The organism is Thermobacillus xylanilyticus (assembly GCF_907165215.1).
Lineage (GTDB): Bacteria > Bacillota > Bacilli > Paenibacillales > Paenibacillaceae > Thermobacillus > Thermobacillus xylanilyticus.
On sequence record NZ_CAJRAY010000009.1, the window covers coordinates 1 to 21,573 of the forward strand.

The following is a 21,573-nucleotide window of genomic DNA, read 5'->3' on the forward strand; positions in this document are numbered from 1 at the left end:
TGCTGAATTTATTGTCGCATTCTCGATTCTCGGTGTCCACTATTCAGTCTAGCATCACTTCATACACAGTACCATGATGCTTTTCAGGATCTCCATGAATATGCAAGCATGTACTACATCCCTGGAAAATGGAATCCTCATTGCACGCTCGCATTTCAGCTCTCGCCAGATCAGATGATGGAAGCCATGAAATTCTGCTATGGCAGGTTTTCGCCTCAGATCACGACTGTTACGGAAGCGGGCCTCGTAAAACTGGAGTTTGACCAAAATCATAAGTGCGTGAGCAGTACGCCCATGGAAATCATTCGATTGGTGTGATTCAACCAGGTTCCCCAGGTCCGAAAGTGCAAGGAGGGAGTCGTTTGATCCGCGGCTTGATCATCATACTGATATCGGCCCTAACGCTCATCGGGTGCAGCCGGAGTGATGAGCGGGACAACCATTTGGAACTTCTGCAGGCGCAAATCGACGAAATGCAGGCGATCATTGCGGAGAAAGACGCCGCGATCAAGCGGCTGACCGAAGAACTGGCGGAGCGAGAATCCGAAGACTCATCCCTGGACGAAGCCATACGGGAAGTTCCGTGGCTTGACAAGTTGAACGTGTATACCGAGTGGGATAAAGTCGTCATCCGTCGGCATGAAAATGATCCCGCCGCCGCAATCGTCGACGATCCGTTGTTTCTGGAGAGCATCAAGTGGCTGCTGCACATCAAGAGGGCGGCGATTGCCGAATATCCCAACGGTATTCAGACCGATATCGAGCCATACCTCTACGAACTCTACGAAGGTGACCGCCAATATGTGATCCTGGTTGTGGATCGCGGCGTAATCGAGGCGGGGCGTGATGGTTGGTATTGGGAAGTCGATCCGGGCATCCATCTGCCGGGAGTGGCCTTCATGCCCCGGCCGCCACATGTCAGGCATGACGGTCTCATTGCGAAGATGGCGGCCTCCGGCGCGGTCAGACGGGGGGATCAATACGTTATGTTTTCGAGCTTCCGCGCGCAGTCTCGCATTGCGCCGTTGACGGAGGGCAGGCGATTGGAGGAGCAGCCCGAAGATCCGGGAGAAATTACCGAACGTTTTACGTTTTATTACTATGGAGAAGAACTGGTCATGGATGTATACGACAATCATGTGAAACTGTCCGATGCAACATCGGATGAATGGTATGAGTACGAAGGTGCAGGCGTGCAGTTCACGGTGGAAGCCGGTTGAAACGGCTGTGTTCTCAGGCGTACATTCGAAAGGAATGGAAGATCATGTCCCTGTACCTCCTCAGTAATGATGAGTGGAAGATGCGGAGAGGCGGAAGATTGGATATGTCATTATTCGAGGCCTGCATAATCCCCACAATTTCATTGAGATCTTTCGAATCAACTTGAGTGTGAGGAATCAAGGCTACGGCAAGAAAGTTCTGAAACTGGTGCTGGATTATTTGTTTCACCAATTGAAAGCCCACAGGGTATGGCTGGATTTACGCGAAGGAAATGAGAGAGCCCTGCATTTATATCAATCGCTCGGATTTCAGGTGGAAGGCACGTTGCGTGAATGTGTGAAGACTGAAGACAACTATGAATCGTTAATGATAATGGGAATATTAAAAACGGAGTTTTGTTGAATGTGCGGGGGTTTCGACGATGATAAAGTTGGAACTGCTCAGTGAAACAGATTTTCCGCAAATCGTAACCTGGGTAAATCAGTATTCCAGGGATTTTATGGTGCAGTGGTCAGGCAAAACTTACGAATATCCTTTAACCGTTGACCAAATGAAAGCTCATTATTCCAGGGGGATTAACTCGATAGAGTCCGATGTGTTTATCTACAAGATCATGGATGACGGTCGATTTGTAGGATCGGTGCAATTATGCAGATTTAATTGGGAGACCAGGGAAGCCGTAGTTGGTCGATTCTTGATAGGCGAAGAAACAAACCGGGGAAGAGGAATCGGCAAGAAAGCATTAAATGAACTTGTTCGGATCGGATTCCATCAGTTTGGCTTGGAAACAATCAAATTGAATGTCTATGAATTTAACAGACAAGCCATTAAGTGCTATGAGTCAGTCGGGTTCAGGAAGAGTCTGTATCGGGAAAAGATGTATCAGGACAGCAATGGAGTTTGGTGGAACAACTTTGAAATGACATTAAGGAAAGAAGATTGGCTGAAACAGTTCAAAGAAGACATTGTGGCAGGGGAGTAGAAGCCGTACGCCTGCCCAATTCTCCGACCTGGCTGTTCAATCAAGGGAGGATTTCGCATGTTTTATTTCAATGTAGATCACGACATTCAGTTAAGGATATTAGAGCCCCGATATTCGGATGAGATCTTTTCATTGGTCGAAAAAGACCGCGGTTACCTCAGAGAATGGCTGCCCTGGGTAGATGGGACAAAAAGCGCTGAAGACGTAGGCCACTTCATTAGGTCCGCGCTAAAGCAATTCTCTGATCATAATGGATTTCATGCAGCGATTTTTTATAAAGGAAAGATTTCAGGCTGCATTGGACTTCATTGGATTGATTGGGATAACCGAAAGACCTCGATCGGCTACTGGCTGTCATCTGAGTATCAAGGCAACGGCATCATGACAAAGTCATGCAAAGCGATCGTGAATTATGTATTGAATGATTTGGGTCTGAACAGGGTTGAGATCAGAGCCGCAGAGTTCAACAAGAGAAGCAGAGCTATACCGGAGAGGCTCGGCTTTACGCAGGAAGGGATCATCAGGCAAGCAGAGTGGCTGTACGATCATTATGTGGACCATGTGGTATATGGAATGCTGTCAGAGGAATGGAAAGGCATGAAATAGCAGGAAGAAGCGTCGCAGGTGACTTAATGAAGAGGTTTGCGTCCTATCTGATCCGTTATTTGCTTTTGATTACACCAACGATTCTCATGCTGGTTGCTTTGGTTGAATTTTTTCCGTACACGGGATTGGCAAGAATTGCAGCTTTGCCCGCGATTGTTGTAATGAACTCGTTAATTATTGTGGCATCCTTTGCTGTTCCGCACAAAGGACTGCTTTCTGCCGTTTTGAAAGCCGTCCTCACAATATTCATAACCTTATGGATCGCAATCTATTTTTATCCTCAGGAATTCAGTCCCTCAGTAATGGCTCAAACCAGGGATGCGGTGCGTGCCATTAATAATTTAGACAACATTACCAGAGACGATCTGAATGCAAATCGAAACATAGACAATCCGGCTTACGTCGTAGCCCTGTATAAATATCGGGATGAAATACCGCTTGATGGAACTTATCAGCTCTATGAGCATCCTGACGTTAGCATAAATAGTCTGGAGGAAATAGGTTCAAAACTGAGAGGGTATCATAAGGCAATTTGGTGGTACCTGAAGACATTTAAATAAGCAGCCGGCCCAAATATGAACAGGTTTACACCCAAGAAGTAAGCAAAAAGATTGGACGGCGTGTACTACCAACTTGGGACGGAAGGCATCATCGAGCATGTAACAGTAAAGCTTGACGGACAAATACAGCGTCATGTCAATGGCAAAAGAACGTTTAAAGGTGCAATCCATTTTATCGGGGACAAGGTTCCGCAAATCCCCGAGAATAGAACGCCGTTAGAATTGGTATACGACGGCCAAAATTTTTCGACCGTTTCTTCCGCATTTAGAATCATCGATGATGAAGGTCGAATCTGACCTGCTCACTGATCAGGAATACACCCCTCGATCGCCAGAAGTTGAAACGAGCGGGCTCCGGGACGGGGCCCGTAGGCATTTGCTGCGTATATTCCCCGTGATAGAGCCGCGTACACGCCGCAAGTTCACTTTCCTCCGCAAAAAAAATCTCATCCCCGCAAAAAAATCCAATCCTCCAAAATCCCTTCATGCAAAATTGTACGATTGCCTGCAAACCGCGCCGTCTTTACCCTCGGAGTCGGGAGGGAGAAACTTGCCGACGAACGAGAGACACGCAAGACAGGCCATTCAAATGGAAGCGCTCGACCGGGGGCTCAAGGCCGTCCGGACGGATGAAGGCGTCTTCCTGAGCTGGCGGCTGCTCGGCACGGAAGTGACCGGCCGCACAGACCGGGGCATGGCCGGGCCGTCCTTCCGCATCTATCGGGACGGCAGCCGCATCGCCGACGTGGAGCACGCCACGAATTACCTCGATACGAGCGGAACCCTCAACGCGCGCTATATTGTATGCGCTGTCATGGACGGGCGGGAGATCGACCGCAGCCGGGAAGTCCGGCCGTGGCCCGCGCCGTACCTGGAAATCCCGCTGAAGAAGCCCGCGGACGGCGTCACGCCGGACGGCAAGCCGTACACGTATTCGGCGAACGACATGAGCGTCGGTGACGTGGACGGGGACGGTGTGTACGAGTATTTCGTGAAATGGGACCCGTCCAATTCGAAGGACGTGTCCCAGACCGGGTACACCGGCAATGCCTGCATTGATTGTTACCGCGAGGACGGCACGCTGCTGTACCGGATCGACCTCGGCGTCAACATCCGCGCCGGCGCCCACTACACGCAGTTCCTCGTCTACGACTTCGACGGCGACGGCCGGGCGGAGCTGATGTGCAAAACAGCCCCCGGGACGAAAACGATCCGCTTCGGACCGGACGGCGAGCCTATGCGAGAGACATTCATCACGATGCCGCCGGAAGACGCGGCTGCTGGGTACAGCCATGCCGACGACTACCGGATGAGCGCCGCCGACTACGCGGAGCACATCACACAGCTGTTCATGCGCTGGCACGAGCACGAGGAAGTGAAGGCCGGCCGCTGGCCGCAGCGGGTGGAAGAGGCGCTGGGCTGGGACCGCCGGTTCCGATACCCGCTGTCCCGCGAAGACGCGGAGCAGCTGCGCGATTACTTCTTCGATGTCTACGCGCCGAGCCGCAGCCCGCGCAACCGGCTGCGCGCGTTCGAGGGATTCATCCTCGGCGGGCCGGAGTATCTCACCGTCTTCGACGGAGAGACGGGCGAGGAACGCCATACCATCCGTTACAAGCCCGGCCGGCACGACGACGGCCTCATGTGGGGCGACTACGCCTGGCATCGGATCGAGCCGGGCAACCGCGTCGACCGGTTCCTCGCCGCCGTCGCTTACCTGGACGGCATCAGGCCGTATGCCGTCTTCGCGCGGGGCTACTACACGCGCGCGGCGGTCGTCGCGTACCGCTGGGACGGCCGGCAGCTTCATGAACATTGGAGCATCGACAGCGGCTGGGTGCCGATGAACAACCCGTTCGGCGACACCCTCCATGCGGAGGACGGCCTCGATCCGCAATACGGCGCGCTGGCGGGGCAGGGCGCCCACTCGCTCGCCGTCGCCGACGTCGACGGCGACGGCTGCCAGGAGCTCGTCTACGGCGCGGCGACGATCGACCACGACGGCACGCTGCTCTACGTGTCGCGGGGCGAGATGCCGCCGAATAGCGCCGCGCCGGGCAGCCTCCGAAAGCTCGGCCACGGCGACGCGCTCCACGTCGCGGACATCGACCCCGACCGGCCGGGGCTCGAAATTTTCATGGTGCACGAAGACGGACGGCACGCCCCGTACGGGTTCGCGCTGCGCGACGCGGCGACCGGCCGCGTGCTGTTCGGCGCCCCTGCCGAACAAGACGTCGGCCGCGGCATGATCGGCCAGGTCGATCCGCGGCATCGCGGTCTTCAGGTATGGTCGTCCGCCGACCACGCCGGCCGCGAGCCGTTCGGCCTCATGACGTGCCGGGGCGAACGCATCGCCGTCACGACGCCGGGCACGAACATGAACATCCGCTGGGCGGCCGACATGACGACGCAGATCATCTCCGGCACGTTCGATGAGCCGGCCGCCATTGACGACTGGCGGCGGGGCCGGCTGCTGACAGCGCACGGCACCCGCACGAACAACGGCACGAAGGGCAACCCGTGTCTCGTCGCCGACCTGTTCGGCGACTGGCGGGAGGAGCTCGTCGTGCGCACGGCGGACAGCTCGGCGATCCGGATCTATATGAGCACCGAGCCGACTGGCCGCAAGCTGCACACGCTGATGCACGATCCGCAATACCGGGTCGGCATCGCGAACCAGAACGTCGTGTACAACCAGCCGGCCTATCCGAGCTTCTATCTCGCGTCGGATATCGACTGGGCGAAGGTGCCGGTCCCGGACATCCATGCGCCGCGCGCCTCCAACCCGTCCGACAGGGAGGTGACGGCCGGATGAAGCCATCCGCGACGACCGCCGCCGCGCGGCCGATGAGCCGAACGGGCGGATCGACGAAGTGGGGCCGGCTCTGGAAGAACCGCTGGCTGTACGCGCTGCTCGCCCCCGGACTGCTCTATTTTCTCATCTTCAAATACGTGCCGATGTGGGGGGTGCTGCTCGCCTTCCAGAACTTCTCGCCGTTCCACGGCTTCTGGAAGAGCGAATGGGTCGGGTTCGAACATTTCCGCGTCTTCTTCACGAACCCGGAATTTTTCATGCTGCTGCGCAACTCGCTCATTCTGTCGCTTTACAACCTGCTCTTTTTCTTCCCGGCGCCGATCATCCTGGCGCTCTTGCTCAACGAAGTGCGCATCGCCTTGTTCAAGCGGACGATCCAGACGCTCGTCTACGTGCCGCACTTCATCTCGATGGTCATCGTCGCCAGCCTCACCTACGTCTTCCTGACGACGGAGGGGGGCCTCGTGAACGAGCTGCTGCAGCAATATTTCGGCTTCAAGATCAGCTTCCTCACGAGCCCGGAATGGTTCCGGCCGATCATCGTCCTGCAGACGATCTGGAAAGAGTGCGGCTTCGGCACGATCATCTTCCTCGCCGCGCTGGCCGGCGTCGATCCCGAGCAGTACGAGGCCGCGATCATCGACGGGGCGAGCAGGTGGCGGCAGATGTGGCACATTACGCTGCCGTCGATCCGCAGCACGATCGTCATCCTGCTCATCCTGCGCATGGGCGACGTGCTCGACAACGGATTCGAACAGATCTACCTGCTGCTCAATCCGCTGAACCGGGAAGTGGCCGAAGTGTTCGACACCTATGTCTATTTCATGGGCATCACCCAGGGCGCGTTCAGCTACAGCACGGCGGTCGGCCTGTTCAAGTCGGTCGTCGGCATCATCCTCGTCATCGGGGCGAACTGGACGGCGAAGAAATTCGGCCAGTCCGGCATCTACTGACGCGCCGAAGCAGCGGAGGTGCATGTAACGATGAGGCAATACCGTACTCTGCCCGGAACCATTTTCGACATCTGCAACTATCTGTTCCTCAGCCTGTTCGCGCTCGCGGCGGTGCTGCCGTTCATCTACGTCTTCGCCGGCTCGTTCGCCTCGGACGCGGAGCTGACGAAGCGGGCGTTCTTTCTCGTACCGGAGAAATTCACCACCGCCGCGTACCGGTACATCTTCTCGACGGACACGATCGTGCGCAGCATCGGCGTCTCGGTCTATGTGACGACCGTCGGCACGCTCATCAACCTGTTCTTCACCGTGACGATGGCGTACGCGCTCTCGAAGCGGGAGCTTGCGGGCCGCAATTTCGTGCTCAACCTCGTCGTGTTCTCGATGCTGTTCGGCGGCGGCATGATTCCGACCTATCTCGTCGTCCGCGAGCTGCAGCTGCTGGACACGTACTGGGCGCTCATGCTGCCCGGCGCGATCAGCGCGTTCAACCTGATCATCGTCAAGAACTTCTTCCAGGAGCTGCCGGCGGAGCTGGAGGACGCGGCCAAGATCGACGGCTGTTCCGATCTCGGCCTGCTCAGGCGCATCGTGCTGCCGCTGTCGATGCCAGTGCTGGCGACATTCACGCTGTTCTATGCCGTCGGCCATTGGAACAACTACTACTCGGCGCTGCTCTACATCAACGAACCGTCGAAATGGCCGCTGCAGGTCATCCTGCGCCAGATCGTCATGCTGTCCCAGATGGCGGCCGGCGATCTGAGCGCGATGGACCCGAACTTCGAACAGCCGCCCGACCAGTCGATCAAAATGGCGGTCATCGTCGTCGGCACGGTTCCGATTCTGCTCGTCTATCCGTTCCTGCAGAAGCATTTCGCGAAGGGCGTCCTGCTCGGGTCGGTCAAAGGGTAACGGATATGCGATACCATTTTCCACCACACACACAGGGAGGTTCTCGCGCATGAGAAAAGCGAAGAAATGGGCCGTCGTCCTGACGGCGGTGCTGCTGGCGCTCAGCGTGCTGTCGGCCTGCGGCGGCGGCAAGAACAACGGGAATTCCGGCGGCTCGGGCGATGCCGGCGGCGCTTCAAACTCCACCGGCAGCCGGAACGGCGCAGACACCGGGTCGAGCGAAGACAGCAAGGCGTCCGAACCGGAACCGCCGCTTGAAATCAGCATCATGCTGCCGATCTTCAAGACGAACTATCCGAGCGACGACAGCCCGGTCGTGCAGGAGATCAACAAGCGCGCGAACGTGAAGCTGCATCTCGAATGGGTGCCGAACTCGTCCTACACCGACAAGTTCAACATCACGCTCGCCAGCGGCAAACTGCCGACGATCATTTACGTCCCGGACGTGAAGAACCCGAACTTCGTCAACGCGGTGAAGGCGGGCGCGTTCTGGGAAGTCGGCGAGAAGATGAAGAACTACCCGTACCTGTCCCAGGCGAATCCGGTCATCATGAAAAACTCCTCGATCGAAGGCAAAAACTACGGCGTCTACCGCGGCCGCGCGCTCGGTCGGAACGGCATCAACTACCGGAAGGACTGGCTCGAGAACGTCGGGCTCGAGCCGCCGAAGACGATCGACGACTTCTACAACATGCTGAAGGCGTTCAAGGAGCAGGACCCGGACCGGAACGGCAAGGATGACACCTACGGCATGGTGCTCGTCAAGTGGACCGGCCAGTGGGCGAGCGGTTTCGACATCATCAAGCTGTGGTTCGGCGCGCCGAACAAATGGGGCGTCGTGGACGGCAAACTCGTGCCGGAGCATCAGACGCCGGAATATCTCGAAGCGCTCCGCTTCATGAAGAAGCTGTATGACGAGGGGCTGATCAACCAGGACTTCGCCGTCTACGACTCCGCGAAGTGGAACGACCCGGTCGTGAACGGCCAGGCCGGCGTCATCGTCGACGTCACCGACAACGCGGCGCGCCTCGACGACGCGATCCACCGGGCGCTGGCGGCGGAAGGCAAGGATCAGCCGGACGTTCATTTCGTCGACAACATGATCGGCGTCGTCGGCGACCACGGCCTGCGGGCCCTGCCGACCTCCGGCTTCGCGGGCATTCTCGCGATTCCGAAGTCGTCGGTCAAGACGGAAGAAGAGCTGGACCGCGTCCTTGCGTTCCTCGACAAGATGAACGAACCGGAGCTGCAGACGCTGGCGGGTTACGGCATCGAAGGCGTCCATTATACGCTCGAGGACGGGTACATCGTCCGGATCGACGATCCGGTGAAGCTGGAGTCGGAAGTGGAAGGGCTCAACCAGATGCTGCCGTTCATCCCGGAAGATCAGGGGCTCAAGGTGAAGCAGACGCCGCTGCGGCAGAAGACGGCGGAGCTGCAGAAGGAAGCCGAGCAATACGTCGTGCCCAACCCCGCGGAGCCGTTCATCTCCACGGTCTATTCGCAGAAAGGACAGCAGCTTGACAATATCATCAACGACGCCCGCATCAAATATATCGTCGGCCAGCTTGACGAAGCGGGACTGCTCCAGGCGTTCGAGACGTGGAAGAAATCGGGCGGCGACGATCTGGTCAAGGAAATGAACGAGCTGTACGCCGCGGCGAATCCGTAAGCCGCGCGGCGGACGGCAAATCCGGGCCGCGTCCTTCATGGGCGCGGCTTTTGCGGATTGGCCGGGCACTCCCCGAAAAACCGGAAAATCAACCGATTCTGACGGAAAAGTGAACACTTTTCCGCGCCGGGATGGGGTACGATCAAATAAAAAGACGCGCGGGGAGAGCGACCGACGGAGGGGAAGCGGGGGATGGACGCGTGGTGAAGCGGATCTTCAGCCTGCCGGCACGGATGGCGTCCGGCAGAGGCCATTTCTATCGGCGCAGCCTGATCTTGCTGTTCGTCGTATCGGGCGTGCCGGGGCTGATCATCGGCTCGCTGGTGTACGGGCTGACGGCGGGCCGCGTGGAGCGCGAGCTGCTGGACAACCATGTGCGCCAGATCGAGCAGCGTTCCGTCAACCTCGACAACCAGCTCGGCAATCTCGAGCTGCTCTTGTCCCACTGGGCGTTCGATCCGAAGTTCGACTACCGGCTGCGGGAGACGGATTTCATCCGGGAGTTCGACGTGACGCAGGAACTGACGCGGACGCTCGTCGCGATGCAGGGGTCGAACGCCATCGTGAAGCGGGCGGAGCTGTATGTGGGCGGGCAGAGCCCGGTTCTGCTTCATCCGGAGTACATGGCGGTCGACGAGGCGACGGCGGCACGCTACGAAGCGCTGATCCGTTACCGCAGGTTCACCTACTGGACGCACTGGGCGTTCGATCCCTCGCGTCCGGACGAACGGGAACCGGCGCTTGTCCACCATATCCCCGCCGGCAGCCAGGAGCCGTTCGGCGTGCTTGTCTTCCGTCTCGATCCGGACCGGTTCGCGGATCTGCTGGGCACGCTCGCGCCTTACGACGAAGGCGAGACGTTCACGTGGGATCCGTCCGGCAGCTTCTGGCTGTCGGCGGGCGGAAGCGCGGAGGATTCGCCGTTCGTCCGCGCGCTGCGGGAGCGGGTCGAAGCGTCGGATGAGCCGTCCGGCTCGTTCCTGACCGAATGGGAAGGGCAGATGTACGCCGTCTCCTACGGCACGCTGTCGCGCATCGCGAACGACTGGCGGTACGTGTCGGCGTCGCCGATCGGCAACATTACGGCGCCGGTCGTGTTCATCTCCAAAGTCATCATGCTGGTCAGCCTGGCCGCGCTGCTGCTCGCGGCGCTGCTGGCGTGGCTGGCGTCGCTCCGCATCTACTCGCCGGTGAAGCGGCTCGTCGCGCTGCTCGGCGGCGGGCAGACGGGTCATTCTGGGGACGAATTTTCGCTGTTCGAGCAGGAATGGCGCGATCTGAACCGCGAGCGGCTGGAGCTGCACAACCGGATCGCGGAGCAGCTTCCGTTCGTGAAGCACGGCTTCCTCCATCAGCTCCTGCAGGGGCATCTGCACGCCTACTCGGAGGCGGATCTCCGCCGCCGTATGGAGCGGCTGCTGCGGGGGACCGAAGGATGCCGGTTCGTCGTCGTCTACGTCCGGCTGATCGGCATGCTCGGCGGCGAAGGGAAGTTCCGGGACGGGGACGAAGGGCTCGTCTCCTTCGCCGCGGCGAATCTGCTCGAGGAATTGGCCGCGCCGCGGTTTCCTCGCAGCGAGACGATCCACTTCCACGACATGTCGGCGGGCGTGCTGGTGTTCGTGCCGCCCGACTTGTCCTGCGCGGACGAGATCGAATCGTTCTGCGCCGAAGCGGCGGCGCGGATCAACCGCGTGCTGCATCTGCACGCGGTGATGGCGTTCGGCGAGCCGGTGCCGCGCATCCGGGACGTGCCGCTCGCCTTCGAGCGGGCGAAGCAGGCGGCCGGATTGCGTCTGCTGGACAACGCGAACCAGATCATTCGCATGGAGCGGGAGATGGCCGATCAGGAGGAGGCCGCCGAGCTGCGCTATTCGTTCACGCTCGAACGCGAGCTGCTCCAAGCGCTGCGCACCGGCGACGAGGACGGCGCCCGCGCCCATCTCGAAGCGTTTCTCGGCTCGCTGTGCGGCGGCGGTGCGAAGGAGATCGACGTACAGCAGGGCATGCTGCAGCTGCTCGGCCAGGTGCAGCACGCGATGATGGCGTCGGGCTTCCATCCGCACCGCCTGTACGGCGGAGCGAATCTCTACGCCGAACTGTCGCGCCTGCGGGAGCCGAAGCAGATGCTGCGCTGGTTCATGAACCGGGTGCTCGCGCCCTATTTCCGCGAGTGGGCGTCCCGCGCGGACGCTCGCGTGAAGCGGCTGGCCGGGCAGGCCGCCGAATATTTGCACCGCAACTACATGCGCGACATCTCGCTCGAGAGCTGCGCGGACGCGCTCGGCACGAGCCCGTACGCCTTGAGCAAGGCGTTCAAGGCGGCGACCGGCACGAACTTTATCGATTATCTGACCGAGCTGAGGGTGGAGAAGGCGAAGCAGCTGCTCCGCGAATCGGAGCTGAAGATTCACGATGTCGCGGGCATGGTCGGCTATCAGCACAGCTATTTCAATCGGATTTTCAAGAAGCTGGAAGGCATCACGCCGACCCTGTACCGGCAGCGGAGCCGAAACGCTTGAAGGCGTGAGTTCCAGGTGCGGGGGTGCGCGTGATGATTTCTGAAGGAGGCGCTCAGGATGCGACATGTGGATGCGGAACCGGTGCGGGCGGCCGAGCTCGACATCCGCGCCGCCGGCCCGCGCTGCCGGATGCTGCTCGGCGATCTGGACGGGGACGGCCGGATGGAAATGGTGCTCGCGCAGCCGGACAACCGGCAGGATGTGCGATACATTCCCCATCAGGTGCAGGCGCTCACGGCGTTCGACCTGGACGGCAGGCTGCTGTGGCAGGTCGGACGGCCGGACCCCGGCGCGGGCGGTCCGGGCTCGGACTATCCGGCGCAGATCGTCGACTGCGACGGCGACGGACGGCTCGAAGTGCTGTGTGTCATGGACGGCCGGCTGCTCGTGCTCGACGGGCGGAGCGGCCGCGCGAAGGCGAGCCTGCCGCTGCCCGCGCCGCACGCGCACGACTGCATCATCCCGGCGGACCTGTCCGGGCGCGGGTACTGCGGCGAGTGGCTGCTGAAGGACCGGTACCGGAACGTCTGGGCGGCGGACGGGAGCGGCCGCGTCCTGTGGCACCATGAAGGCAACCCGGGCCATTACCCGTGGGTCCGCGATCTCGACGGCGACGGCAAGGACGAGGTGATGGCCGGCTACACGCTGCTGGACCACGACGGCCGGCCGCTGTGGACCTGCGAGGGGCTCACGGAACACGCCGACTGCATCTGGGTCGGCGACGTGAACGGCGACGGGGAGGCGGAGATTGCGATCGGCGGCAGCGCCGTCGTCCTCTGCGACCGGCACGGCCGCGAGCTGTGGCGTTACGAAGGCGTGGTCGAGCCGCAGCATCTCGCGATCGGCCGATTCCGCCCGGATCTGCCGGGCCTGCAGATCGCGGGCGTCGACCGGATCGTGCGGGAAGATGACGGACGCGGCCGCCCGGGGCGGGACGCGCTGTTCCTGCTCGATGCCGCCGGGCAGCTCCTGTGGAAGGAAGCACGCCGGACGCCGGGCTGGCTGACGATCATGGAGCCGCTCTCCGGCTGGACGGAGGACGCGCCGGACTATATGCTTGCGTTCCGGCGCGGCGGCGGGCTGCCGCCGGCGCTCTGCGACGGCCATGGGCGGACGGTCTGCGCCTTCCCGCTGGACGGCTATGCCGCCCATGCGGACCTGGCCGGTACCGGCCTGACGCAGGTCATTCTCTATCACGACGAGGCGGCGGCCGTGTTCGCCAGCCGGGACGTGCGGCTTCAGGCCAGGCCGGGAGCCGGGCCGCTGCCGCAGCCGAAGCGGCTGTCCCACGCAACGCTCTATCCCGGCGGCGAAGTTTGACAACACTTTCTGCGAGGAGAGTGAACATGTCCGATCTGAGCGCGTTCACCTTGTTTCTGGCGGGCGACTCGACCATGGCCGACCAGCCGGCGGATGTGTATCCGCTGACCGGATGGGGGCAGATGCTGCACCGGTTCGTTCCGGCCGATATCCGGGTCGCCAACCACGCGATGTCCGGCCGCAGTTCCCTCAGTTTCATCAACGAAGGGCGGCTGGACGCGATTATGCGGGAGGCCGAGCCGAACGACTGCCTGATCATCCAGTTCGGCCACAATGACGAGAAGATGGAAGATCCGAGCCGGTACACGGACCCGGAAGTGACGTACCCGGCGATGCTGCGCCGCTATCTCGAAGCCGCCCGTTCGCGCGGCATGCGGCCGGTCCTCGCGACGCCCGTCCAGCGGCGGACGTTCGCGGCGGGCGGCACGCTGTACGAATCGCACGGGGCCTATCCGGATGCGGTGCGCAAGCTGGCCGCGGAGGAGGGCGTACCGCTGCTGGACCTGGCGGCGAAGACGAAGGAGCTGTACGAGCGGCTCGGACCGGAGAAGTCCAGGTCGCTGTTCGTGCATGCGAAGCCGGGCGAACTCCCGAATTACCCGGACGGTGCGGAGGACAACACCCATTTCAGCGAGCGCGGCGCGCTGCGCGTGGCGGAGATCGCCGCGGAGGGACTCGCGGAGCTGGGCATCCTTCCGTATGTGCGCCGGCCGGCTTGATGCGCGGTGGTTATCCGATTAAGCGGGAAGGATTTTGCTTGTGCGGGAACGAAATGAACGGGGAAGCGTTTGCTGAGCGCACCATGCGGAGGGATGAACGATGCCGAGAATCGTGCTCGCTTTTCCGGAAGGGCGGCACAAGGCGCTGACGATGAGCTATGACGACGGGCGGGAAGCGGATCGGCGGCTCGTCCGGATTTTCAACGACCACGGCGTGCGGGGGACCTTCCATCTGAACGGCGGGCTGCTCGGCGAAGGCGGGCGGATCGGCGCGGAGGAAGCCGCGTCCCTGTACGCGGGCCACGAGATCGCGGCCCACACGCTGACGCATCCGACGATCGCGCGCTGCCCGAAGGAGACGATCGTCCACGAGATCATGGAGGACCGCAAGCGGCTGGAGGAGATTACGAACGAGTCGGTGCGCGGCCTCTCGTATCCGAACGGTTCGCACAACCGGCTGATCCGGGACATGCTGCCCCATCTCGGCATCGCCTATTCGCGCGTCGTGCCGTCGACCGGCGGGTTCGGCATGCCGGACGACTGGTACGAATGGATGCCGACGTGCCATCACAAGGACCGGCTGATGGAGCGGGCGGAGGCTTTTGTCGAGCTGCACAAGCGGCAGTATCTGTACCTGATGTACGTGTGGGGCCACAGCTACGAATTCGACACGGACGGCAACTGGGATCTGATCGAGTCGTTCTGCCGGTTCATCGGCGGCCGGCGGGACATCTGGTACGCGACGAACATCGAGATCTTCGACTATATGCAGGCGTTTGAGCGGCTGCAATTCTCGGCGGACTGCCGCGTCGTCCGCAACCCGAGCGCGTCGTCCGTCTGGCTGTACGCCGACGACCGGCTGGTCGAGGTGCCCGGCGGCGCCAAGGTGGTGCTCGATTAAGCGGTGTTGAGGCGCTGCAGCGCGGCATCCCCGCTGCAGCGTCCCGGCAATTTGAAGGAGGATTTCGGCATGCGGAGAACAGCGGCCCGTCCCCATGGCGGATGGCCGGCATGAGGCTGGCGGCGAAGCGGCTTGCGGCGTATTGGCTCGATTTCGTGATGCTCGCCGGCGTGCTGGGCGGGATGCAGGGGTTGCTGTACCTGGCAACAGGAGGGTTCCCGTTCGACCGGTTCAAGGCGGGATACGAGATCGAACTGTGGGTGCTGGCGACGATGTCGGTGCCGGTGTGGGTCTATTTTATCGGAATGGAATACAAGCGGGGACAGACCATCGGCAAAAGGCTGCTGCAACTGAAGGCGGCGGCTCGGGACGGATCGCGCCTTACGCTGCGTCAGGCGTTCCTGCGGACGATCGTCCGTCTTCTGCCCTGGGAGCTGGCGCATCTCATCGTCCTGGTGCCGGAACCGTGGTGGGACGCCGATCCCGCTTATCCGGGGCTCATTTACATTCCGAACGGACTGATGCTGCTCTATATCGCCGTGCTGGCGACATCGGGAGGCCGGCGGACGCTCCATGACGCCGCGGCCGGCACACGCGTGCGGGACGCGGGCCGGCCGGATGCTTACCCATCCGAACATTACCGTTCATATTCAAAACGGCATCGTTTTTAAGCTTTCGAAAGCAAAGTTTGACATCAGCCATTTGCGGGAGCGTACATCAGCTATCCACGGGGATGAATTTACATACTACTCGGATCGTAAACAGAAATACTTTTTATGGACAAAAGGGTTTGTATCATGGATCAATGATATAGCGAACTCAAGATCGAGGGGCTGCATCAACGATCATCTCCGCAGATGACGGTTGATAGCCCCTCTGTTTACATCATCGCTTCGCCTTCGCGGATCGCGTGCTGCGCCAGCAGCCGCATCGTCACGTCGTCCATCGGCGGGTTGGAGAGGCCGAACCGGACGTCGCGGTACAGCCGCTGCAGCGGATGGCCCATGGACAGGCCGTGGGCGCCGGTGATGCGCAGCGCCTTGTCGACGACCGAGATCGCCGTCTGCACGGCGAACGATTTCGCGGCTGCCATTTCCGCCGGATACAGCTCCGGATCGTACGCGCCGTCGTCGTATTTCGCCGCGACGGCGTACAGGAAATGCCGCGCCGCGGTGAGCTCCAGGTCGATGCTGCCCAGATGCTGCCCGACGTTCGGCGCATACAGAATCGGTTTGTCCAGCGAATTCGGCTGATACGATGCGGCGAACTTAAGCGCTTCGCGGCGAGCGGCCAGGGCGATGCCGAGATAGCAGGCGGGAACGTGCAGCAGGAACGGGTTCGGCGCATGGGTCGGCTGCCTGGAAGTCCGCTGCACGCGCGCTTCCTCGGGCACGACGACGCCGTCCAGCACGAGATCGTGGCTGGCCGTGCCGCGCATGCCGACCATGTTCCAGGTCGGCTCGATCCTCAGGCCTTCCGTGCCGTTCGGAATCAGAAACTCCGTCATTTCGCCGGTGTCCTGCATGACGGCGGTGACGATGAAGTAATCCAGCACGGGCGAGAACGTCGCGAACGTCTTCCGTCCGTGGATGCGGTAGCCTTCCGGCACCTGGACGGCATAAGTCTGGGGCTTGCCGCCCCGGGACGGGCTGCCGGTTGCCGCCTCGGACGCCATTTTGTTGATCAGCGCGCCGCGCTTGACGATATCCTCGCAGATCCGGGCGATCGTCTCATCCGGCCACGGCTTGCGCTGCACGAGCTCCGACAGCACGCTCACATGCCACCCCATGCCGAGCGCGGTCGCCGGGTCGCCCTGGGCGATCCGCTCCTGGTACAGCACCATTTCGTAGACGGTCATGCCCTGCCCGCCCCATTCGCGGGGCACAGGGTATGCCGGATATCCGAATTCCCTCAACGCTGCCACGAACCGTTCGGAAATGCGGTTCTCCTCATCGGCGGCGTGCGCGTCCGCCATGAAGCGGTCGGCCAGTTCGCCGAGCCGGGCCAGCCGGTCGCGCTGTTCGTCGGTCCGCGCGAATGTATCCATGTCTCATCACCTTTTCCGTCAAAATTCGTTCCCATGACCCTGGTCCAATGTATCCATCTCCGTTCCGCCGATCCAGACGCGCAGCAGCCCAAGCGAGGCATCGAGCAGCAGCACATCGGCCCGCTTGCCGGGCTTCAGCGAGCCTGCAAGGCGGTCCATGCCGAGTTGGCGGGCGGGATTGGCGCTCGCCATCCGGCTGGCATCCGGGACGGATACGCCGACCTCCCGCACCAGATAGCGGAACGCGTCCAGCATCGTCAGCGTGCTTCCGGCCAGATGGTCCGAATCGCGCAGCCGGGCGACTCCGTCCCGCAGGATGACGGACAAGCCGCCGAGCGTGTATTCGCCGTCGGGCATGCCCGCGGCGGAAATCGCGTCCGTGACGAGCGCAACGTTGGCGATCCCTTTGGCGCGCAGGAGCAGCCGGATGCCCGCGGGATGGACGTGGCGGCCGTCGGCGATGATCTCGGCCATGATGCGATCGTCGGTCAGCACGGCGCCGACGGTTCCCGGCTCGCGATGGTGATAGGGGCGCATCGCGTTGAACGTATGAACGGCATGACGCAGCCCTTTGTCGGCAGCCGTCATCATTCGGGCATACGAGGCATCCGTATGGCCGCAGGCAGGCACAATGCCATGATGTTTCAGGCGTTCAATATACTCCAGCGCACCGTCCAGTTCAGGCGCGAGCGTCTGGATTTTGATCAAGCCGGGATAGCGGCTGGTCCATTCGTCGAGCCAGTCCGGGCGCGGCGGCACGATATGGTCCGGGTTTTGCGCGCCTTTGTGCCGAGGGTTGATGAACGGTCCTTCCATATGAACGCCCAGCAGCTGCGCGTATGGCATGGGCGAAGCCATGAACCGATGGACGGCTTCAAGCATCGCGTCCAGCCGGGATTTCTCGACGGTCAGCGAGGTGGCCAGCATGCCGGTCGTTCCGTGCGCGGCGTGAAAGCGGGTGATTTCGCGCAAGCTTTTCTCATTCGCATCCAGAAAATCGCATCCCGCGCCGCCATGGACATGCAGATCGATAAAGCCCGGCAGCACCCATCCCCCTGCACCGTCGATCCGCCGCGCCGTCTCCGCTTCGGGCGGAGGCGGTTGATCCGCAGCGCCGATGGCGGCAATCTTTCCCTCGCGCAACAAAATCCAGCCCCAAAGCCCGTCGCCGTCTTCCGTCACGATGCGCGCATTGGCAATCAAGGTTTTCTGCATCTGTGAATCCAACCGCCTTTTAAGCTCCATTGCATTCCATTATACCATGCATGGCATATGGAATAATTTGAACAAATTCGGGAAAGCGAACATCTCCTGCAACATCCTCCGCCTCCTTCCCGTCTGGGAGGTAAAGGATCGGAAGAAGGGGGTTCGGGCGATGGGCAAGGGATCGTGGAAGAAGCGGCGTCGGTACGCCGCGCTGCTGCTGGCGTTCGGCCTGCTCGCCGGATGCGGCGCAGGAGCGGGCGGCGAAGGGGATGGCGGCCTTGGAGACGAACGGACGTGGGCGGCGGGGAGCGGCGAACTGTCCAGCCGCATCGGCAATCCGGACAATGCCGTGTCGGCTCCCGCGAACGATGCCGGCAATATCGCCGCCGAAGAATGGTGGACCCTCGCGGGGTACGGCCAGCCGACCGGCAAATGGTTTCTGCAAGACGGCGCCGGCCATCTCGGATACGGCTTGACGGCCGGGACGCACCGGCCCGGGGATGCGGTCACCGTTGAACTGTTCGCGCATGAGGCGGATTTTCGTCTGGACCGCGACATCCGCATCCGGCTCACGGAGCTGACGGACGAACTGGAGCCGGCCGCGGTCATCCTCGATACGATCGTTCATGCGGGGCCGGTAGGCTCCCATGAAGTCGTCTATACGGGCACGCTGCCGGACAAGTTGAACGCCCTGTACGTGCTGGGCGCCGAGATCGTGGGCGAGGACGGCGGGACGGAAGATACCCGCGCCGCCCTGATCCGCGTGCCGGTGCCCGAGATCAACGCGTCGGTGCGGTTGGACCGGGCGGTGTACGGCAGCGGGGAGGAGACAGCCGTCCTGGCGGTGATGAACGCCGGACCGACCGTTCTGACGTTCGGCGTGGACTACCATATCGAGAAAAAGGTGGACGGCGAATGGCGCATCGTGCCGCTTGATCTGGCGTTCGACAGCATCGGTCTCATGCTCCAGCCGGGCCAGCAGCATGAGCTGAAGGTTCACCTCGGCGGACTCGGTCCCGGGGAGTACCGGGTGGTCAAGCCGCTCCGGGCGGAAGGGCTTGATCTGACCGCGGAGCTGGCGGCGGAGTTTACGATTGAATCATGAGACAATCGGCATCGGATCGCGGAGGTTCCGCGCACCCGGTGCCATTTTCATTTGGATGACCGTCCGGATGTGGTGTGGTAAGATGGGAAGCGATCATTTTCCAATTCAGGGTGGTGAAGACAACTGCATATGCATTTTCTTTGGGGCAATGTTGTGGTTTTACTGTTCTGGCTGATCGCACTGTTGGTCTTGTACACGGTCATCTATCTCGCGGTCAAGCATGCGCTCAACAACGCGCAGTCGCTGCGCGAACTGCGGGACGAGATCCGGGCGCTTCGCATGTCAAGCCCGCCGCACGGACCGACATCCGGCCCCCCTTACGGACCGTCCGATACGGACCGGGGCAACTGGACCTGACGGGCATTGTATGCCGATGGCCCCGCATCTTTGGGCCATCGGCGGCCAAATCACGACTCTCCGTTTCGTTACGGCTGTTTCGGGTTGAACGGCTTCGGTACAACGAACCTCCGCCACCCCGATCCATCGAAAAAAAGTGGTTGAACTCCGGCGCAATTCGGCATATGATGAAACCATCACCGGAATAACAACGTTGTTATCACCATGACGAACGATAATAAGAAAGGCGGGACAACGATTGGCCAGACGTTTCATGGACGAAGATTTTCTGCTCGGAAGCGAGACGGCAAGGCGGCTTTATCATGATTACGCGAAATCGATGCCGATCATCGACTATCACTGCCACTTGAGTCCGCAGGAGATCTGGGAGAATCGTACATACCGCAATCTGGCGGAAGTATGGCTCGGCGGCGATCATTACAAATGGCGGGCGATGCGGGCGAACGGCGTCGACGAGCGGTACGTGACCGGCGACGCGGACGGCTACGAGAAGTTTCTCGCCTACGCCCGCACGCTGCCGCAGGCGATCGGCAATCCGCTCTACCATTGGTCGCATCTGGAGCTCAAGCGGTATTTCGGCATTGACGAACCGCTCGACGAGCGCTCGGCGCCTTCAATCTGGGAGCGGGCGAACCGGCAGATTCAGAACGGGGGCCTGAGCGCGCGCGAGCTGATCACGAAGTCGAACGTCGAAGTGATCTGCACGACCGATGATCCGGCCGACTCGCTGGAATATCATCTGAAGCTCAAGGGGGATGCGCAGTTCCGGACGAAGGTGCTGCCGTCGTTCCGTCCGGACAAGGCGCTCGAGCTGAACCGGCCGGGATTTCCGGACTATGTGCGGAGGCTGGAGCAGGCGGCGGGCATCCCGATCCGGACGTACGACGACCTGCTGGCCGCGCTGAAGGCGCGGATCGACTTCTTCCATGAGGTCGGCTGCCGCGTCTCGGACCATGCGCTCGATGTCGTCGTCTGCGAAGAGGCGACGGATGCGGAAGCGGCGGCAGCCTTCGCGGAAGCGCTTCAAGGCCGCCGGGTAAGCGAAGAAGCGGAGCGGAAATACAAGACGCATCTGCTGATCTTCCTCGGCAGGGAGTACGCCGCGCGGGGCTGGGCGATGCAATACCACATGAACGCGATGCGCAACAACAACACGCGCCGGCTGGCCGAGCTCGGGCCCGACACCGGTTTCGACTCGATCGGCGACACGTCGATCGCCCGGCCGCTGTCCCGGCTGCTCGATTCGCTCGAGCGGGAGAACGCGCTGCCGAAGACGATTCTCTATTCGCTCCATCCCGGCCACAACCCGATCGTCGCCTCGATGATCGGCAACTTCCAGGGCGGCGGCATCCCGGGCAAAATCCAGTTCGGCTCGGCGTGGTGGTTCAACGACACGAAGGAAGGGATGATCGCCCAGCTCAAGACGCTCGCCGATTTCGGACTGCTCGGACGGTTCGTCGGCATGCTGACCGACTCCCGCAGCTTCCTGTCGTACACGCGGCACGAGTATTTCCGCCGCATTCTCTGCAACCTGATCGGCGAGTGGGCGGAGAACGGCGAAGTGCCGGACGATCCGGAGATGCTCGGCGGCATTGTCGAAAATATTTCCTACCGAAACGCGAAAGCGTACTTCGACTTCGACTCCGTCCGTTAAGTGCGTAAAGAACGGGCCTCG

The 21,573-nt window shown here is 61.2% G+C and carries 20 protein-coding genes; 18 read left to right on the plus strand and 2 right to left on the minus strand.

From position 1 onward, the window contains the following. Window positions 1-362: 362 nt before the first annotated feature. From KJQ12_RS02230 to KJQ12_RS02300, 15 genes are all read left to right on the plus strand, one after another. Window positions 363-1,220 (plus strand): hypothetical protein, encoded by an 858-nt coding sequence (locus KJQ12_RS02230; RefSeq protein WP_213483295.1) that lies wholly within the window; start codon window positions 363-365, stop codon window positions 1,218-1,220. Between the two features lie 73 nt (window positions 1,221-1,293). Next, window positions 1,294-1,623 (plus strand): GNAT family N-acetyltransferase, encoded by a 330-nt coding sequence (locus tag KJQ12_RS19840; protein WP_213483296.1) that lies wholly within the window; start codon window positions 1,294-1,296, stop codon window positions 1,621-1,623. A 19-nt stretch (window positions 1,624-1,642) separates the two neighbouring features. Next, window positions 1,643-2,203, plus strand: a complete 561-nt coding sequence (locus KJQ12_RS02240) for a GNAT family N-acetyltransferase (protein ID WP_213483297.1) — start codon at window positions 1,643-1,645, stop codon at window positions 2,201-2,203. 57 nt (window positions 2,204-2,260) lie between these two features. Beyond that, on the plus strand, window positions 2,261-2,809 hold the full coding sequence (locus tag KJQ12_RS02245; RefSeq protein WP_213483298.1) for a GNAT family N-acetyltransferase: 549 nt from the start codon (window positions 2,261-2,263) through the stop codon (window positions 2,807-2,809). Further along, window positions 2,791-3,369, plus strand: coding sequence for a hypothetical protein (locus tag KJQ12_RS02250; RefSeq protein WP_213483299.1), 579 nt, complete (start codon window positions 2,791-2,793; stop codon window positions 3,367-3,369). Before KJQ12_RS02245 ends, KJQ12_RS02250 begins: the two co-directional genes overlap by 19 nt. Before the next feature lie 51 nt (window positions 3,370-3,420). Then, complete coding sequence (locus tag KJQ12_RS02255) at window positions 3,421-3,666, plus strand: hypothetical protein (protein WP_213483300.1); 246 nt, start codon at window positions 3,421-3,423, stop codon at window positions 3,664-3,666. A gap of 292 nt (window positions 3,667-3,958) precedes the next feature. Next, window positions 3,959-6,184 carry a rhamnogalacturonan lyase gene (locus tag KJQ12_RS02260; RefSeq protein WP_244860370.1) on the plus strand — a complete coding sequence of 742 codons (2,226 nt, stop codon included), beginning with the start codon at window positions 3,959-3,961 and terminating at the stop codon, window positions 6,182-6,184. Between the two features lie 32 nt (window positions 6,185-6,216). Continuing rightward, the gene (locus KJQ12_RS02265) at window positions 6,217-7,137 is read left to right on the plus strand and encodes an ABC transporter permease (protein WP_244860372.1); all 921 of its coding nucleotides are present in this window, start codon (window positions 6,217-6,219) and stop codon (window positions 7,135-7,137) included. A gap of 30 nt (window positions 7,138-7,167) precedes the next feature. Then, window positions 7,168-8,049: a carbohydrate ABC transporter permease gene (locus tag KJQ12_RS02270; RefSeq protein ID WP_213483303.1), complete on the plus strand. Its 882-nt coding sequence runs from the start codon at window positions 7,168-7,170 to the stop codon at window positions 8,047-8,049. A gap of 49 nt (window positions 8,050-8,098) precedes the next feature. Then, window positions 8,099-9,721, plus strand: coding sequence for an extracellular solute-binding protein (locus tag KJQ12_RS02275; RefSeq protein WP_213483304.1), 1,623 nt, complete (start codon window positions 8,099-8,101; stop codon window positions 9,719-9,721). 200 nt (window positions 9,722-9,921) lie between these two features. Further along, the gene (locus tag KJQ12_RS02280; protein WP_213483305.1) at window positions 9,922-12,243 is read left to right on the plus strand and encodes a helix-turn-helix domain-containing protein; all 2,322 of its coding nucleotides are present in this window, start codon (window positions 9,922-9,924) and stop codon (window positions 12,241-12,243) included. 57 nt (window positions 12,244-12,300) lie between these two features. Beyond that, entirely contained in the window at window positions 12,301-13,563 is a 1,263-nt protein-coding gene (locus tag KJQ12_RS02285; protein ID WP_213483306.1) for an outer membrane protein assembly factor BamB family protein, read from the plus strand. A gap of 26 nt (window positions 13,564-13,589) precedes the next feature. Continuing rightward, entirely contained in the window at window positions 13,590-14,282 is a 693-nt protein-coding gene (locus tag KJQ12_RS02290; RefSeq protein WP_213483307.1) for a rhamnogalacturonan acetylesterase, read from the plus strand. A 100-nt stretch (window positions 14,283-14,382) separates the two neighbouring features. Next, entirely contained in the window at window positions 14,383-15,183 is an 801-nt protein-coding gene (locus KJQ12_RS02295; RefSeq protein WP_213483308.1) for a polysaccharide deacetylase family protein, read from the plus strand. 110 nt (window positions 15,184-15,293) lie between these two features. Beyond that, window positions 15,294-15,854: an RDD family protein gene (locus tag KJQ12_RS02300; RefSeq protein WP_213483309.1), complete on the plus strand. Its 561-nt coding sequence runs from the start codon at window positions 15,294-15,296 to the stop codon at window positions 15,852-15,854. Between the two features lie 209 nt (window positions 15,855-16,063). Here the strand turns inward: KJQ12_RS02300 and KJQ12_RS02305 are convergent, their stop codons facing one another. Together KJQ12_RS02305 and nagA are read right to left on the minus strand one after the other, a co-directional pair. Then, window positions 16,064-17,230 (minus strand): acyl-CoA dehydrogenase family protein, encoded by a 1,167-nt coding sequence (locus KJQ12_RS02305; protein ID WP_213483310.1) that lies wholly within the window; start codon window positions 17,228-17,230, stop codon window positions 16,064-16,066. A gap of 18 nt (window positions 17,231-17,248) precedes the next feature. Further along, entirely contained in the window at window positions 17,249-18,445 is a 1,197-nt protein-coding gene (gene nagA / locus KJQ12_RS02310; RefSeq protein ID WP_213483311.1) for an N-acetylglucosamine-6-phosphate deacetylase, read from the minus strand. A gap of 160 nt (window positions 18,446-18,605) precedes the next feature. Here nagA and KJQ12_RS02315 point away from each other — a divergent pair, with 160 nt between their 5' ends. The 3 genes from KJQ12_RS02315 (at window position 18,606) to uxaC (ending at window position 21,552) form a co-directional block, all read left to right on the plus strand. Beyond that, a complete protein-coding gene (locus KJQ12_RS02315) occupies window positions 18,606-19,541 on the plus strand; it encodes an immunoglobulin-like domain-containing protein (RefSeq protein WP_213483312.1) in 936 nt (311 codons plus the stop codon). A 153-nt stretch (window positions 19,542-19,694) separates the two neighbouring features. Next, complete coding sequence (locus KJQ12_RS02320; protein WP_213483313.1) at window positions 19,695-19,898, plus strand: hypothetical protein; 204 nt, start codon at window positions 19,695-19,697, stop codon at window positions 19,896-19,898. A 253-nt stretch (window positions 19,899-20,151) separates the two neighbouring features. Further along, a complete protein-coding gene (uxaC, locus tag KJQ12_RS02325; RefSeq protein WP_213483319.1) occupies window positions 20,152-21,552 on the plus strand; it encodes a glucuronate isomerase in 1,401 nt (466 codons plus the stop codon). Window positions 21,553-21,573 lie beyond the last annotated feature (21 nt).

What these genes read in the sequence shown, in the direction of transcription:
- KJQ12_RS02240 (WP_213483297.1), top strand. Translation starts at nt 1,643, where the DNA reads ATGATAAAGTTGGAACTGCTCAGTGAAACAGATTTTCCGCAAATCGTA.
- KJQ12_RS02275 (WP_213483304.1), top strand. Translation starts at nt 8,099, where the DNA reads ATGAGAAAAGCGAAGAAATGGGCCGTCGTCCTGACGGCGGTGCTGCTG.
- KJQ12_RS02290 (WP_213483307.1), top strand. Translation starts at nt 13,590, where the DNA reads ATGTCCGATCTGAGCGCGTTCACCTTGTTTCTGGCGGGCGACTCGACC.
- KJQ12_RS02245 (WP_213483298.1), top strand. Translation starts at nt 2,261, where the DNA reads ATGTTTTATTTCAATGTAGATCACGACATTCAGTTAAGGATATTAGAG.
- nagA (WP_213483311.1), bottom strand. Translation starts at nt 18,445, where the DNA reads ATGCAGAAAACCTTGATTGCCAATGCGCGCATCGTGACGGAAGACGGC.
- KJQ12_RS02315 (WP_213483312.1), top strand. Translation starts at nt 18,606, where the DNA reads ATGGGCAAGGGATCGTGGAAGAAGCGGCGTCGGTACGCCGCGCTGCTG.
- KJQ12_RS02295 (WP_213483308.1), top strand. Translation starts at nt 14,383, where the DNA reads ATGCCGAGAATCGTGCTCGCTTTTCCGGAAGGGCGGCACAAGGCGCTG.
- uxaC (WP_213483319.1), top strand. Translation starts at nt 20,152, where the DNA reads ATGGACGAAGATTTTCTGCTCGGAAGCGAGACGGCAAGGCGGCTTTAT.
- KJQ12_RS02305 (WP_213483310.1), bottom strand. Translation starts at nt 17,230, where the DNA reads ATGGATACATTCGCGCGGACCGACGAACAGCGCGACCGGCTGGCCCGG.
- KJQ12_RS02300 (WP_213483309.1), top strand. Translation starts at nt 15,294, where the DNA reads ATGAGGCTGGCGGCGAAGCGGCTTGCGGCGTATTGGCTCGATTTCGTG.
- KJQ12_RS02270 (WP_213483303.1), top strand. Translation starts at nt 7,168, where the DNA reads ATGAGGCAATACCGTACTCTGCCCGGAACCATTTTCGACATCTGCAAC.
- KJQ12_RS02260 (WP_244860370.1), top strand. Translation starts at nt 3,959, where the DNA reads ATGGAAGCGCTCGACCGGGGGCTCAAGGCCGTCCGGACGGATGAAGGC.
- KJQ12_RS02250 (WP_213483299.1), top strand. Translation starts at nt 2,791, where the DNA reads ATGGAAAGGCATGAAATAGCAGGAAGAAGCGTCGCAGGTGACTTAATG.
- KJQ12_RS02265 (WP_244860372.1), top strand. Translation starts at nt 6,217, where the DNA reads ATGAGCCGAACGGGCGGATCGACGAAGTGGGGCCGGCTCTGGAAGAAC.
- KJQ12_RS02285 (WP_213483306.1), top strand. Translation starts at nt 12,301, where the DNA reads ATGCGACATGTGGATGCGGAACCGGTGCGGGCGGCCGAGCTCGACATC.